At 68.7% G+C, this 14,223-nt stretch carries 11 protein-coding genes and 1 tRNA gene; 5 read left to right on the forward strand and 7 right to left on the reverse strand.

The features are described from left to right. Positions 1–149: 149 nt before the first annotated feature. The 5 genes from thrB to argS all read right to left on the reverse strand — a co-directional run bounded on the left by thrB (position 150) and on the right by argS (position 6,835). The gene (gene thrB / locus ABZV91_RS23100; RefSeq protein ID WP_355245246.1) at positions 150–1,097 is read right to left on the reverse strand and encodes a homoserine kinase; all 948 of its coding nucleotides are present in this window, start codon (positions 1,095–1,097) and stop codon (positions 150–152) included. Between the two features lie 26 nt (positions 1,098–1,123). Beyond that, the gene (gene thrC / locus ABZV91_RS23105; RefSeq protein WP_355245306.1) at positions 1,124–2,185 is read right to left on the reverse strand and encodes a threonine synthase; all 1,062 of its coding nucleotides are present in this window, start codon (positions 2,183–2,185) and stop codon (positions 1,124–1,126) included. A 131-nt stretch (positions 2,186–2,316) separates the two neighbouring features. Then, positions 2,317–3,678 carry a homoserine dehydrogenase gene (locus ABZV91_RS23110; RefSeq protein WP_355245249.1) on the reverse strand — a complete coding sequence of 454 codons (1,362 nt, stop codon included), beginning with the start codon at positions 3,676–3,678 and terminating at the stop codon, positions 2,317–2,319. 24 nt (positions 3,679–3,702) lie between these two features. Beyond that, positions 3,703–5,118: a diaminopimelate decarboxylase gene (gene lysA, locus ABZV91_RS23115; RefSeq protein WP_355245252.1), complete on the reverse strand. Its 1,416-nt coding sequence runs from the start codon at positions 5,116–5,118 to the stop codon at positions 3,703–3,705. Between the two features lie 58 nt (positions 5,119–5,176). Beyond that, positions 5,177–6,835, reverse strand: coding sequence for an arginine--tRNA ligase (gene argS, locus ABZV91_RS23120; protein ID WP_355245255.1), 1,659 nt, complete (start codon positions 6,833–6,835; stop codon positions 5,177–5,179). Positions 6,836–6,927: 92 nt separating this feature from the next. Between argS and ABZV91_RS23125 the strand changes: the two genes are divergently transcribed. From ABZV91_RS23125 to ABZV91_RS23140, 4 genes are all read left to right on the forward strand, one after another. Next, the gene (locus ABZV91_RS23125; protein ID WP_355245258.1) at positions 6,928–7,920 is read left to right on the forward strand and encodes a DUF3105 domain-containing protein; all 993 of its coding nucleotides are present in this window, start codon (positions 6,928–6,930) and stop codon (positions 7,918–7,920) included. Further along, positions 7,920–8,636: a DUF305 domain-containing protein gene (locus ABZV91_RS23130; RefSeq protein ID WP_355245261.1), complete on the forward strand. Its 717-nt coding sequence runs from the start codon at positions 7,920–7,922 to the stop codon at positions 8,634–8,636. Before ABZV91_RS23125 ends, ABZV91_RS23130 begins: the two co-directional genes overlap by 1 nt. A 92-nt stretch (positions 8,637–8,728) precedes the next feature. Next, positions 8,729–8,801: transfer RNA gene (locus ABZV91_RS23135), tRNA-Arg, on the forward strand. 444 nt (positions 8,802–9,245) lie between these two features. Beyond that, entirely contained in the window at positions 9,246–10,418 is a 1,173-nt protein-coding gene (locus tag ABZV91_RS23140) for an IS30 family transposase (RefSeq protein ID WP_355245309.1), read from the forward strand. Between the two features lie 492 nt (positions 10,419–10,910). Here ABZV91_RS23140 and ABZV91_RS23145 read toward each other — a convergent pair whose 3' ends face one another. Together ABZV91_RS23145 and ABZV91_RS23150 are read right to left on the reverse strand one after the other, a co-directional pair. Then, complete coding sequence (locus tag ABZV91_RS23145) at positions 10,911–12,119, reverse strand: FAD-dependent oxidoreductase (RefSeq protein ID WP_355245264.1); 1,209 nt, start codon at positions 12,117–12,119, stop codon at positions 10,911–10,913. 344 nt (positions 12,120–12,463) lie between these two features. Further along, positions 12,464–13,495, reverse strand: coding sequence for a hypothetical protein (locus ABZV91_RS23150; RefSeq protein WP_355245267.1), 1,032 nt, complete (start codon positions 13,493–13,495; stop codon positions 12,464–12,466). A gap of 275 nt (positions 13,496–13,770) precedes the next feature. Between ABZV91_RS23150 and ABZV91_RS23155 the strand changes: the two genes are divergently transcribed. Next, positions 13,771–14,211 (forward strand): hypothetical protein, encoded by a 441-nt coding sequence (locus ABZV91_RS23155; protein ID WP_355245270.1) that lies wholly within the window; start codon positions 13,771–13,773, stop codon positions 14,209–14,211. Positions 14,212–14,223: the final 12 nt, after the last annotated feature.

Raw genomic sequence — 14,223 nt, forward strand, 5'->3', positions numbered from 1 at the left:
GCTGCGCGGCACCCCCATGGCATGAGGGCTCGAGCCTGGAGCCTGCTGGAGCGATTGCCCTGATGAAGCACCGGCGTCTGATGCGCGCGATGTACGGACTTGCCCAGGATAGCGGGCGAGTACGAGGGTCGGCAAGGCGGACGCGCCCGTCAGCTGATCTGTACGCCCTCCGCGATGCCCGGTTCGATGACCCGCAGCCCGTCCGCAGCGGCCCCCAGCCGTAGTTCTTCGGGAAAAACGCTGGTCGTGAGCGCGAGCACGGTGGGCCCGGCGCCGGAGACCGTGGCCGCGATGCCGGCGTCGCGCAACCGCTGGATCCAGGCGGTGGTCAGTGGTAGCGCGGGGGCGCGCTGGGTCTGGTGCAGCCGGTCGGCCGTGGCCGGGAGCAGCAGATCCGGGCGCTGGGTCAGTGCGACCACCGCCAGCGCGGCCCGGCTCACGTTGAACGCCGCGTCACGGTGCGGTACCAGTTCGGGCAGCAATCCCCGGGTCTGCGCGGTGGAGGACCGTTCCTCGGGGACCAGGACGACCGGACGCAGCGTGGGATGCGCGTCGAGGCGGACCGCCCGGTAGAGCCGTTGCGGTGCGCCGATATCGGTATCCGGGCCGGGGCCGGTCTCGGTCCAGGACACGACGATTCCGCCGAGCACACTGGCGGCGGCGTTATCGGGGTGGCCTTCGAATTCCGCGGCGAGCTGCACCAACTGATCGGTGTCCACCGCCAGGGCCGGGTCGAATCGCGCGGCCAGCGCGCGCCCGGCGGCCAGCCCGCCGACCACGGCCGAGGCGGAGGAACCCAGACCGCGGGAGTGCGGAATCGCGTTCCGGCACACCACATCCAGGCCGTCGGCCCAGATACCGGCCGATTCCAGCCCGCGTTCGATCGCCCGCACCACCAGATGCTTTGGCCCCCAGGCCACCTCGTCGGCGCCTTCGCCCTCCATCCGGATGTTCAGGCCGGAATCGGTGCTGCGCACCTCGATCTCGTCGTAGATCCCGAGGGCCATACCCAGCGAATCGAAACCGGGCCCCAGATTCGCGGTGGAGGCCGGCACCCGGACGGCGACCGTGATACCGGCCGGCAGGGTCGGAGCCACGAGCCGGCTTTCGCGCGTATCCACTGTCAGGCCAGTTCCAGTCGTGCGGCCACCGCGACCGGGTCGACCTGGATGGCCTGTACCTCGGGCATCCCGAGCAGGGCGGTATCGGGGTCCTTGAGACCGTTTCCGGTGACCGTGCAGACCACGGTCTGTCCGGGCTCCAGCCAGCCCTCGGCGTGGGCGGCCAGCACCCCGGCGACGCTCGCCGCCGAGGCGGGCTCCACGAAAACGCCCTCTTCGGCCGCGACCAGTCGGTACGCGTGCAGGATCTCCTCGTCGGTGGCCGCGCGGAACGCACCGCCGGATTCCTCCTTGGCCGCCACGGCGCCGTTCCAGGAGGCGGGCGCGCCGATGCGGATGGCGGTCGCGATGGTCTCCGGGTGGCTCACCGGAGCGCCGTTGACCAGCGGGGCCGCCCCGGCGGCCTGGACGCCCAGCATGCGGGGAAGCGTTTCGGTCACGCCGTCGGCCCGGTATTCGCGATAGCCCCGCCAGTAGGCGGTGATGTTTCCGGCATTGCCCACCGGCAGCGCGTGCACATCGGGAGCCCGGCCGAGCACATCGCAGATTTCGAAGGAGGCGGTCTTCTGTCCCTCGATCCGCGCCGGGTTCACCGAGTTCACCAGGCCGATGGACGGGAAGTCCGAGGTGACCTTGCGGGCCAGTTCCAGGCAGTCGTCGAAATTGCCCTCGACCTGGATGACCTTCGCGCCGAGCATCACGGCCTGGGCCAGTTTGCCCATGGCGATCTTGCCCTGGGGGATGAGCACCGCGCAGGTCATTCCCGCGCGGCTGGCGTAGGCGGCGGCCGAGGCGGAGGTGTTCCCGGTGGAGGCGCACAGCACCGCCTGCTGGCCGCGGTACTTGGCATCGGTCATGGCCATGGTCATCCCGCGGTCCTTGAACGAACCCGTCGGGTTGGCGCCCTCGACCTTCAGGTACACCTCACAGCCGATGAGCTGCGACAGATACGGTGCGGGAACCAGCGGGGTCCCGCCCTCGAAGAGGGTGACCGGTTCCCAGTCGGCCGCGCCCGCGAGCCGGTCGCGGTAGGCAGCGATGAGCCCGGGCCAGCGGGAGTGCACTCCGGCCTGCGGGGCGACACCGGCGGTCGGCCCACCCGTCGCGCCGCCCCTGACGGAATCGCTGCGCGATGCTGTTGGCCCACCCGTCGCCCCACCGCCGCCCCTGACGGAATCGCTGCGCGATGCTGTTGTCATTCCTCGGTGCCTTCCAATCTCAGAACGCTGGTGACAGATGTGACGGATTCCATACCCGACAGCGCGGCGACGGTCTCCGAGAGGGCCGCCTCGGTGGCGAGGTGGGTCACGACCACCAGCCGCGCCTTGTCATCGTGACCCTCCTGCCGGACGGTCGAGATGCTCACTCCGTGGTGGGAGAATTCGCCCGCCACTCTCGCCAGTACGCCGGGACGATCTTCGACCTTCAGATTCACGTGATAGCGCGTCGGGGTGTCGCCGATCGGCGCGATCGGCAGCTCAGCATAGACCGATTCGCCCGGCGCCCGGCCACCGAAGAATTTATTGCGGGCGGCCATGACCAGGTCGCCCAGGACGGCCGAGGCGGTCGGCGCCCCGCCGGCGCCCTGCCCGTAGAACATGAGCCGACCCGCGTTCTCGGCCTCCACGACCACCGCGTTGAACGCTCCGGTCACCGCGGCCAGCGGATGTTTGCGTGGGATCAGCGCCGGATAGACCCGCACCGACACCCGGTCCTTGCCGCCTTCGGCCCGGGTGGGTTCGCCCGCCCCCGCCGGTACCCGCTCGCAGATCGCCAGCAGTTTCACGGTGCAGTCCAGCGCGGACGCGGTCTCCAGATCCTCGGCGGTGATGGCGGCGATGCCCTGGCGGTAGACGTCGGCGGCCGTGACGCGGGTGTGGAAGGCCAGCGAGGCCAGGATCGCGGCCTTCGCGGCGGCGTCATAACCCTCGACATCGGCGGTCGGATCGGCTTCGGCGTAGCCGAGGCGGGTCGCTTCGGCGAGGGTGTCACCGTAGTCGGCGCCGGTCTCGTCCATGGCCGACAGGATGAAGTTGGTGGTGCCGTTGACGATGCCGACCACCCGGTTCACCCGGTCGCCGGACAGCGACTGGATGAGCGGCCGGACCACCGGGATGGCGCCCGCCACCGCGGCCTCGAAGTACAGGTCGGCGCGACTGCGTTCCGCCGCGGCGGCCAGTTCGCCGGTGTAATCGGCCAGCAGCGCCTTGTTGGCGGTGACCACGGATTTCCCGGCGTTGAGCGCGGCCAGGATGAGTTTGCGGGCCGGATCGATACCGCCGATCACCTCGACGACCAGGTCCACGTCGGGCCGGGCCACCAGGGCCTCGGCATCCGTGGTCAGCAGTTCGGCGGGGAGTCCGCGGTCGCGGTCGAGGCTGCGCACCGCGACTCCGCGCAGGGTCAGCGGCGCGCCGACCCGTGACTGCAGGTCGTCGGCGTGATCCCGCAGGATCCGCACGACCTCACGGCCCACATTGCCCATTCCCAGTACCGCGATACCGATCGGGCGGTCCGGCCCCCATCGACCAGGTACCACCTCGGCCCCCTCTGGCATGCTCGCCCCTTTCGTCGCGTCCATTCAGACCTCCAGGCCGAGCAGGTCCTCGACCGTTTCCCGGCGCAGGATCAACCGGGCCGTGCCGTCGCTGACAGCGACGACGGCGGGACGGGTGAGCAGGTTGTACCGGCTCGACATGGAGTAGCAGTAGGCACCGGTGCCGGCCACCGCGATGAGGTCCCCCGGGCCCGCGTCGGCCGGCATCCACGTGTCACGGATGATGATATCGCCGCTCTCGCAGTGTTTTCCGACGACGCGGGCGACGACCGGCGGCGCCTCGGAACCGCGGGACACCAGCTGGCAGTGATAGTCGGCCTGGTACAGCGCGGGCCGGATATTGTCGCTCATCCCGCCGTCCACGCTCACGTAGCGGCGGCGCAGGCCACCGTCGAGCGAAACGTCCTTGATGGTGCCCACCTCGTAGAGGGTCACGGTGCCGGGGCCGGCGATGGCGCGGCCCGGTTCCACCGCGATGCGCGGTACGGGCAGCCCGGCGCGTTCGGCCTCGCGGGCGACCAGAGCGCGGAGTTTCTCGGCGAACAGGTCCAGCGGCGGCGGATCGTCGGAGGGCAGATAGGAAATACCCAGACCGCCGCCCAGATCGAGCAGCGAGATCTGCGAGGTGCGCTCGACACCGAATTTGTCGACCGCTTCGCGCAGCAGGCCCAGCATCCGGTGCGCGGCGATTTCGAAACCGTCGATTTCGAAGATCTGCGATCCGATATGGCTGTGCAGTCCGACCAGCCGCAGATTATCGGCCTCGAACACCCGCGCCAGCGCTTCCATGGCGTCGCCGCCGGAAATGGAGAAACCGAATTTCTGGTCCTCGTGCGCGGTGGAGATGTATTCGTGGGTGTGCGCCTCGACACCGACGGTGACCCGGACCAGGACGTCCTGTACGACCCCCGCGGCACCGGCGACGGCTTCCAGCCGCTCGATCTCGATCAGCGAGTCGACCACCACATGGCCCACTCCGGCCGCCACCGCGGCCTTCAGTTCGGCCACCGATTTGTTGTTGCCGTGCAGGGCGATCCGCTCGGCCGGGAAACCGGCGTGCAGCGCGACAGCGAGTTCACCGCCGGAGCACACGTCCAGCGAGAGACCTTCGTCGCGGATCCAGCGCGCGATCTCACCGCACAGAAAAGCCTTGGAGGCGTAGTGGACTCGCGCGTTCGGCCCGAACGCGCGCACCATATCGCGGCAGCGGGACCGGAAATCGTCCTCGTCCACCACGAACAGCGGCGTGCCGAACTGCGCGGCGAGTTCGGTGACGGGCACCCCCGCCAGCCGCACCACATCGTCGGCGCCGCGGGTGGCGTTGCGCGGCCACACCTGCGCGGGCAGATCGATCAGCTGCCGCGGATCGGCCGGGCGTTCCGGCAGGTTCGGGGCGTGCGGTATCTCGGCGTGCCGGGGCCCGGCGGGATGGACACTCATCGGTCTTCCTTCCTCGTCCACTGCCGGAACAGTCGGTCGATACGATTGCCGGGCGCGGTCACATCCGCTCCGGAGCGGTGACGCCGAGCAGGGCCAGGCCGTTGGCCAGCACCTGGCGGGTGGCGTTCACCAGCACCAGGCGGGCGGCGTTGACCGGCGAGACGGGTTCGTCGCCCAACGGCAGTACCCGCAGGGCCTTGTTGGTCTGGAACGGGTGGTAGGCGCCGGCCAGTTCCTCCAGGTACCGCGCGATACGGTGCGGTTCCCGCAGGGTCGCCGCGCTCGCCACCACCCGGGGGAATTCACCGATGGTGCGAATGAGCGCGCCCTCGAACTCCGAATCCAGCAGGGCGAAATCCGGTGTCACCCTGCCGTATTCGAATTCGGCGGCATTGCGCGCGATGGACGCGGCCCGGGCGTGCGCGTACTGCACGTAGTACACCGGGTTCACACTGTCCTGTTTGGCCCACAGGTCCAGGTCGATATCGATGCTCGAGTTCACCGAGCTGCGCACCAGCGAATAGCGGGCGGCGTCGACACCGATGGCCTCCACCAGATCGTCGAGCGTGACCACGGTGCCCGCGCGTTTGCTCATCCGCACCGCCACCCCGTCGCGCAGCAGGTTCACCATCTGGCCGATGAGCACCTCGACGCTGTCCGGGTCGTCACCGAACGCGGCGGCCGCGGCCTTCAACCGGCCGATATAGCCGTGATGGTCGGCGCCGAGCATATAGATGCACAGGTCGAAACCGCGCGACCGCTTGTCCTGCAGGTAGGCGATATCGCCGGCGATATAGGCGGCGTTCCCGTCGCTCTTGATGACCACCCGGTCCTGATCGTCACCGTATTCGGAGCTGGCGATCCACCAGGCACCGTCCTTCGAATACAGGTCACCGGAATTCTTCAGCGTGTCCACCGCGCGTTCGACCGCGCCCGAGGCGAACAGCGAACTCTCGTTGAAATACACATCGAAATCGGTGCCGAATTCGTGCAGCGTTTTCTTGATGTGCGCGAACATGAGTTCCACGCCCTCGGCGCGGAACAGTTCCAGCCGCTTCTCCGGATCGAGTCCGGCCGCACCGGGATGGTCGGTGACGATCCGGTCGGCGATCTCGCCGATATAGGCGCCCGCGTACCCGTTCTCCGGGGTCGGCGCGCCGGTGGCGGCGGCGACCAGCGATTCGGCGAACCGGGTGATCTGGCCGCCGTGATCGTTGAAGTAGTACTCGCGGGTGACCTCGGCGCCCTGCGCCGCCAGGATCCGGCCCAGCGCGTCGCCCACCGCCGCCCAGCGGGTCCCGCCCAGGTGCACCGGGCCGGTCGGGTTGGCGGAGACGAACTCCAGATTGATCTTCGTACCGGCGAGCGCGTTCGCGGTGCCGTACCCAGCCCCTGCCGCGAGCACCTGCTCGAGCACCACACCCTGCGCGGACGCGGCGACCCGGATATTGAGGAAGCCGGGCCCGGCGACCTCCGCCGCGGCGACGGCCTCGGTATCGCGCAGGGCCTCGGCGAGCCAGCCGGCCAGATCCCGGGGATTGGTTCCCGCCTTCTTCGCGACCTTCATCGCTACATTGGTGCTGTAGTCACCGTGCTCCGGATTGCGCGGACGCTCCACATCGACCGTATCGGGCAGCACCGCGGCATCCAGTCCACGTTCGGCGAGGACCTTCGCCGCGGTGGCGTGAAGGAGATCTGCAAGGTCGGCTGGAGTCACGAGTCTCTATCCTATGGTCCGAGTGGGTGCGCGCCGCGAGTGGGCACCGCAGCTCGGCACTGTTCATCGACGTGGAAAGAACTGGGACCGGTATGCCGAACAGGACGAGCGCCAAATCGGCGAAGGCCGTGAAGGCGGCGGGCAAAGTCGCGGGTGCGCGCGCGAGCAGCAGCAAGAACAAGGGCAAACCCCCGATCGGCCAGCGAATCCCCTGGCTCACCATCGGCGCGGTCGTGGTGCTTGTCGGGCTGGTCGCGGCGCTGGCGGTGAACCTGGTGCCCAAGTACCAGGAGAAGGCTGCTCTGGAGAAGTTCACCCCCTCCGAGCAGCAGAAGGACCCCTCCGACCAGATCGAGGGCGTGGTGAAGAAGGAGTACCCGGCCGGTCTGCATGTCGACGCGACCAAGCGGGTGGCCTACGACCAGACCCCGCCGTTCGGCGGCCCGCACGACTCCTCCTGGGCCAACTGCATGGGCACCGTCTACGACAAGGCGCTGCGCGACGAGAACGCGGTGCATTCGCTGGAGCACGGCGCGGTGTGGATCACCTACAACCCGGACAAGGTCGACCAGGCCGGGATCGACACGCTGAAGAAGAAGGTCGACGGTGAGCAGTACATGCTCATGTCGCCGCACCCCGGCCAGGAAGCCCCCGTCTCGCTGCAGTCCTGGGGACGTCAGCTCACCGTGAACAGCGCCGACGACGAGCGGATCGGTCAGTTCATCACCGCGCTGCGGCTGAACAACTTCGCCTACCCCGAGGTCGGCGCGGATTGTGCGACGGTCGCCTTCGACACCCAGAACCCGCCGCCCTACGACCCCAGCGAACCGGGCCCCGACGCCGTGCCGATGGACGGCGCCGGCCTGCAGCCCGATCAGGGCGAACTCGGCGGTATGGGGGTCCCCGGCGGCGGTCTGCCGGGTGGGCTGCCCGGCGGCATTCCGGCGATCCCGGGGATGCCCGGCACCCTGCCGGACCAGCAGGCACCCGGCGCCGTGCCCGACCAACCGGCACCCGGCGCCGCGGCCGACCAACCGGCACCCGGCGCCACGGCCGACCAACCGGCACCCGGAGCCGGACAGTAATGCCGGAAACGGAGACCCCCGAGACCGGGCTTCGCGCCCAGCTGCGCGGCCAGCGCACCCCGCTGCTGATCATCGCCGCGATCGCCCTGCTCGTGATCGGGTTCGGCGCGGGCGTGCTGCTCTCGCCGGAGGAATCCGGTGGGTCCGAGCCGGGCCCGGTCGATATCGGATTCGCGCAGGACATGTCGGCCCACCACACCCAGGCCGTGGAGATGTCGGGGATCGCGCTGCTCGGTTCGGCCGATCCCGCGGTGCAGCGCCTGGCCTACGACATCCTCACCACCCAGCAGAGCCAGATCGGCCGGATGCAGGGCTGGTTGCAGATGTGGGGCGCGCCCGCGCGCGGCGCGGACGGTTACATGGGCTGGATGCACGAGACCGGGCACGGTGACGACCAGCACAGCGATGGTCACGGCGGCCACGGCTCCGGGGCACACGGGTCCGGGGCCGTGGCCGCGATGCCGGGCATGGCGACCACCGAGGACACCCAGCGACTGCGCGACGCGCGCGGCACCGACCTCGATGTGCTGTTCCTGCAACTCATGCTGCGCCACCACCAGGGCGGGGTCCCGATGCTCGAGTACGGGGCCGAACACGCCGAAACCGGCGAGATCGGCATCCTGGCCGGGCAGATGCTCGCCGCGCAGCAGGGTGAGTCCCAGCTCATCACCGATATGCTCGCCGCCCGCGGCGGCCGGCCACTGCCGCTGAACTGAACCGCCACCACTCGTTTTGGCCGCATCGCCGATGATGCGATACGCTGTGGTCCGCCCGATCGACCGGCTCCCGGTCGCACCGGGTGGACCCCGCCCTCGTAGCTCAGGGGATAGAGCGTCTGCCTCCGGAGCAGAAGGCCGCAGGTTCGATTCCTGCCGAGGGCACGCACGAGGAAGGCCCCCAAGCAGCTGGGTTCTGCTGCTTGGGTTCACACGGTCGTCGCAACACTCTCGATGTGAGAGGTTGCGGCGACCGTGTCGTTTTCGGAGGACTTGGCCGAGTTCGGTGATCAGCTGGTCGGGCTGGTTGGTGCTGGGGTATCGGTGGCCGAGGCCGCTGCGGTGCTGGGGGTCACGCGGCATCGGTGTTATGCGATCCTGCGGGCCGAGGGAGTTGAGCTACGACGGGGCCGGCCTGCCGATCCGATGCTGATCCAGAGGGTCTTCGGTGAGACAGGATCGGTGAACCAGGCTGCCAAGGCTGCCGGAGTCGCTTTTTCGGTGGCTCGCCGGGTTCTGGTAGCCGAGGGACTGTTCGGTGCGTCTCCCACGACCCGTGGTCGGCGGGGTAAGCCCGAGGTCAAGCAGCGGTTCCTGGCGTTGATCGCGGTGGGGTGGTCGGTGAAGAAGGCTGCTACCGAGGTCGGGGTGCACTACCGGACTGCCAAGGATTGGCGAGCCGGAATCCGCAAGTCGAACCATTCACGGATCTATCCCGACGGGACCGTGGTGAACTATCGGACCGGCAGCTACAAACATGTGGTGATCAACACCGATGGTGCCGCCGCGCCGGCGATCAATGACCGTTATCTGTCGTTGCAGGATCGGCTCGATATCGCCGACGGACTGCTGACCGGGCAGTCGGTGACCGCGATCGCGGCCCGGATCGGTAAACACAAGTCGACGGTGTCGCGGGAGATCCGCACGCATCGAGTCGAGGGCCATTACCTGCCCTATCGGGCGAACGAGCGAGCCAAGGCGGCGCGCGCACGCCCGAAGGTATCGAAGCCGGCCGCCGAGGGACTATTGAGGCAGGCTGTTGTCGATGGACTGTCCCGGCGGCGGTCGCCGGAACAGATATCGAACCGGCTCCGCATCGACTACCCCGACGACGAGAGTATGCGGGTGAGCCACGAGACGATCTACCAGGCTCTCTACTGCCAAGCCCGCGGCGGACTCAAACGTGAACTCGTCACCGCTTTGCGGACAGGGCGGACCCGGCGCAAGCCGCAGCGGGCACCCGATCGGCGCACCCGCCGGTTCGTCGACCCGATGATCATGATCAGCGACCGGCCCGCCCAGGTCGACGACCGTGCGGTGCCCGGCCACTGGGAAGGCGATTTGATCGTGGGCACCGACAGTCGATCGGCGATAGGCACCCTGGTCGAACGGTCGACCCGCTACACGATGCTGGTCCACCTGCCCGGCAGCCACGATGCCGAGACAGTGCGTGACGGGCTGATCGCCTCCATCTCGACGCTGCCCGCTCACCTGCGTGGCTCGCTGACCTGGGACCAGGGAGCCGAGATGGCGCGGCACGCACAGTTCTCCATGGCTACCGACATGCAGGTCTACTTCTGTGACCCCGCCAGCCCCTGGCAGCGCGGTTCGAACGAAAACACCAACGGACTGCTCCGCCAATACTTTCCCAAAGGGACCGACCTGAGCGTCTACGGTCCCGAAGACCTCGAACACGTCGCCCAGGAACTCAACGACCGCCCACGCAAAACGCTCGGCTGGGATACCCCAGCCGAGCGTCTCCGTGATTTACTCACCACCTGACAATGCAGGCGGTGTTGCGACGACCCCTGGAATCCAAGCTGGTCGGGGGCCTTTCTCGTTTCGTACCCCGGCCGTTCCGAGTGTCACGAGGTCGACGCGACCAGGCCCGAAGTTTTCGCCGCCCCCTTCAGCGCTCCGTTCTATGCACGCGTACAGGCGGTGGCGCCGATTCACTCAGGCCGCACCGCTGTGGAGCGGGATACATTTTCCGGCGCTCCGCCCGCCGGCGAGATCGCCGGCGGGCGGCCGCTGTCGGCTCCGTCGTCACAGGCCGGGGCCGATGCCTGGCATCATCCCGAGCATCATCCCGAACATCCTCTGGAGCATTTCCATACCGGCACTCAGATAAGGTTCGAACGAACCCATCGTTCCCATCTCCTTCACGCGAATCTTCTACCGGCCCCCGAGTCATTCGGCGTGTACCGCATTCCTGCGACCGGAAACAAGCAAACGGCGATTTCTATCCACTTTCGAAGTGGCATACATCGAGTGCTAGTTGTTCGCGCGCTGGATCGAGCGCTGGACGAGACCTCGGACACCGGGGAGTTGGATGGCGCGCAGCATGAGATCCCCGGCCCAGACGTGCGCACGAGTGGGTGGGGCGAATCGGCTGATCCCCTTACGCGCAAGAGCTTGCCGCTTGCGGACCTCCGGCCGTAGCGATTGCTCCCAGGCGTCGAGGGCGGTGGCGAGGTCGTCACCGTGGGCCGCGAGGGCGGCGCCGAGCCGGTCTGCGCCGTCGAGGGCGAGAGCCGCGCCGTAGCCGGCGAAGACCGTGACGCACCAGGCGGCATCGCCCAGGAGGACGACCCGCCCGCTACTCCATCGGTCGACGACGATCTGGCCGACCGAGTCGAAGTAGGCGTCGGCCGGGTCGGCGGCGAGCTGCTGGAGAGCTTCGGCCACGCCGCGCCCGAGATCACCGAACGCGGCGGTGAGCGCGGATACGGCGCCGCGGGCCAGTTCGCCGGTCGGGTCGGGGCTGCGGTAGGTGAAGAACGCCGAGGACCGGCCCGGGCCCAGATTCATCACCGCGGCGGTGCGCCGGGGCCCGAGAAAGGTCGTGCCGACACCGTGGGGCACATGATCCGGCACGGTATCGAGCGGGAAGGCGCCCACCATGTGATTCAGTTCGACCAGATAGTCGGATTCGGGGCCGAAGGCGAGCTCACGGATCCGGGAGTGCACACCGTCGGCGCCGATGAGCAGGTCGGCCTGTAGGCGGGAGCCGTCACTGAGGGTGACTTCGACGGCACCGGGATCCTGGGTCATCGCCCGCACCGTGGTGCCGAATCGGATATCGACGTGCTCGGCCACCGCGGCGTACAGCACCGATTCCAGGTCGCCACGGAAGAGGCTGAGCGCCCGTTTCCCTACCGCGGCCTGTGCGACGGCGGCGGGAACGGTGAACTTCTCCCGGCCGTCGGCGCGGACGAGCACCGAAGTGAAGAACCCGATATCGCGTGGACCGAGCGCGGGTAGCAGGCCGAGGCGCTCGGCGGCGTCGTAACCGGGCCCGTGCAGGTTCAGCAGGTAGCCGCCGCTGCGCCGCGCGGGTGCCCGCTCGAGCACGACGACTTCCCAGCCCGCCCGGTGCATCCGCAACGCCGCGGCCAGCCCGGCGATACCGGCTCCCACCACCACCGCCCTTTTCGCCACGCGGCCGCCGGGTTTGCGCGCCGCGTTCTCGAGATCGTCCATTGCCACTCCTGAAGGTCTGCCACTCGGCCAATATCGTCAACTTGTAGTTGACGATCGAACCTTCGTCAACCTCAAGTTGACGAAAGGTTCCCCACGCCGAGCCGACAGCGGACATCGATGCCATATGTCCTCCGCCGCGGCGGCCACGCCGAACGACTGGCCGTTCGCGAACGGACCCCCGGGCCCGACACGCTGCCGTCGGCGCACCGGTCCCGCTCCCCCACCGGCCGGAACGGCAAAGATTCGTGGGTTCGAATTTCCGGCCCCTACCGGGCCGCCGTCGTCACCGCACAGTCGCGCGTGCGCGGCCCGGCATCATGCGCGCGGCCGACCACGGCCACCGGTCAATCCAAGGAATTCGCCAGACGGGCATGCAGATCCAGCAGCTCCGGGATCTGGGCGGCCGGACGCCGGCCGAGACCGCATTCGGTGGCGATACCGAACTCCGGAACGAATCCGGCCGCCGCCTTGATTCGGCGACGAGCGCCTTCGAAACCGTCGGAGGCGTGCACGAGACCCAGGTAGAGATCGGTTTCCGGGTCGATCGCGAGACCGGCCAGCGGGGCGAAATAGGCGGCGTCGGTGCGGTCCTTCGGCACGGGGAGATGGATCCAGTTCAGCGGGCGCTTCAGTGCCACGGCCACCCCGGAGGCCACATCGACCGGTTTCGAGGTATCGGCCGGTTCGACGAAGTGCCGATGCCCGAAGTCGCCGTAGCAGAGGTGGTACCCGAGCTCCACCCCGGTGGGCACCGAATCGCCGAGGCGGGACAGCCGCTCGATCACCCCACCCAGCCGCGCGGGATAGTCGTCCCCGAACCAGCACGGGAAAACACCCTCGAACAGCGCGAATTCGACAGCCGCGTCCCATTGGATCGCCAGATCCTCATGCGGGATCGCCGAGGTGATCTGATCCAGCTCGGCCAGGATCGCGGCCTCGTAGCGGTTCTCCAGTTCCGTCTGAGGGCCGGCCACGAACGCGCCGATCACCGCGATGGGGGTCGGCAGACTGACCTGGAACCGGACACCCGGCCGGACCAGACCCTGTTCGCGGAGTTGTTCGAACACCCGCCAGGACTGCCGCGCCGCCTGGGCGTAACCCAGCGGACCGAAATCGATGGATTCCGGGTCGATTCCGGGGGCCGGTCGCACCCGTTCGCCCGGTCCGTACTCCGGAGTCGGCGGCGGCACGGTGACCAGGCCCGGATGCGCCCGCAGCCGGGGTAGCTGCCACACCACCCAGTTGTCGCGTTCGCCGGTCTCACCGTCGGGGATCCGGGTGATATGCCCACCCAGCCGGGTGGCGACCTGCGCGAAAACCGCCGCGGCGTCGGAGAGCGGCACACTGCCGCACAGGTGGACACCACGACCGGCCATAACCACGTACCTCCACGTATCCTCCGGGTCCCGCCGGAAGGAGTGTATGAGCACGGACGCCGTTGTGCGCGCGGAGTACTCGGCCGCCCCCGGGGACACCCTGGTCCCCGGCCGAACCGGCCGTCGGGGTGGACGGTGTCGTAGTGTTCGGGAAAACCCCGGGAACGGAGAACATCGTGACTCAGCCACCGGCAGACCCGACCGGGTCACGGCCGAACGACGGCAGTCGGCCCGGCCACCCCCGACCGCCGGGTAAGCGCCGGACAGGCCTCATCGTGGGCGCCGTCGTGGGCGCACTCGTCGTCGTCGCCGCCGTCGCGGCCACGGTGGTGCTGACCATGCAAGGACGCACACCGCTGTCCTCCGACGAACAACAGGTCGAGGCCGCACTGCGCGAGTTCTACGGCACCCTCAGCGACGACGATTTCGCGGCCGCCACCCAGCTGGCCTGCAAGGCCGACCGGGACGAATTCGATGCCATGGCCGAGGCGGAGAAGTCCGAGGCCGAGAAACTCGGATTCACCGTGGATATCGACTCGGTCGACAATATCGTCGTCACCGACGACCGCGCGAAGGCCGAGATCAAGGGCAAGTTCGGGTTGTCGGCGCCGGGCGGTGGCGAGGACGAGCAGATGGACGACAGCTCCGAAGAGAGCCTCGTGAAGGAGGACGGCGAATGGCGGGTCTGCTCCTCGGCCGACAGCGACCCGAAATGATCGACGGCGGGC

The organism is Nocardia sp. NPDC004568, from assembly GCF_040609955.1.
Taxonomy (GTDB): domain Bacteria; phylum Actinomycetota; class Actinomycetes; order Mycobacteriales; family Mycobacteriaceae; genus Nocardia.

Coding starts and splice junctions, on each gene's coding strand:
- ABZV91_RS23125 (WP_355245258.1), top strand. CDS start 6,928: ATGCCGAACAGGACGAGCGCCAAATCGGCGAAGGCCGTGAAGGCGGCG.
- ABZV91_RS23150 (WP_355245267.1), bottom strand. CDS start 13,495: ATGGCCGGTCGTGGTGTCCACCTGTGCGGCAGTGTGCCGCTCTCCGAC.
- ABZV91_RS23110 (WP_355245249.1), bottom strand. CDS start 3,678: ATGCCAGAGGGGGCCGAGGTGGTACCTGGTCGATGGGGGCCGGACCGC.
- ABZV91_RS23145 (WP_355245264.1), bottom strand. CDS start 12,119: ATGGACGATCTCGAGAACGCGGCGCGCAAACCCGGCGGCCGCGTGGCG.
- ABZV91_RS23130 (WP_355245261.1), top strand. CDS start 7,920: ATGCCGGAAACGGAGACCCCCGAGACCGGGCTTCGCGCCCAGCTGCGC.
- lysA (WP_355245252.1), bottom strand. CDS start 5,118: ATGAGTGTCCATCCCGCCGGGCCCCGGCACGCCGAGATACCGCACGCC.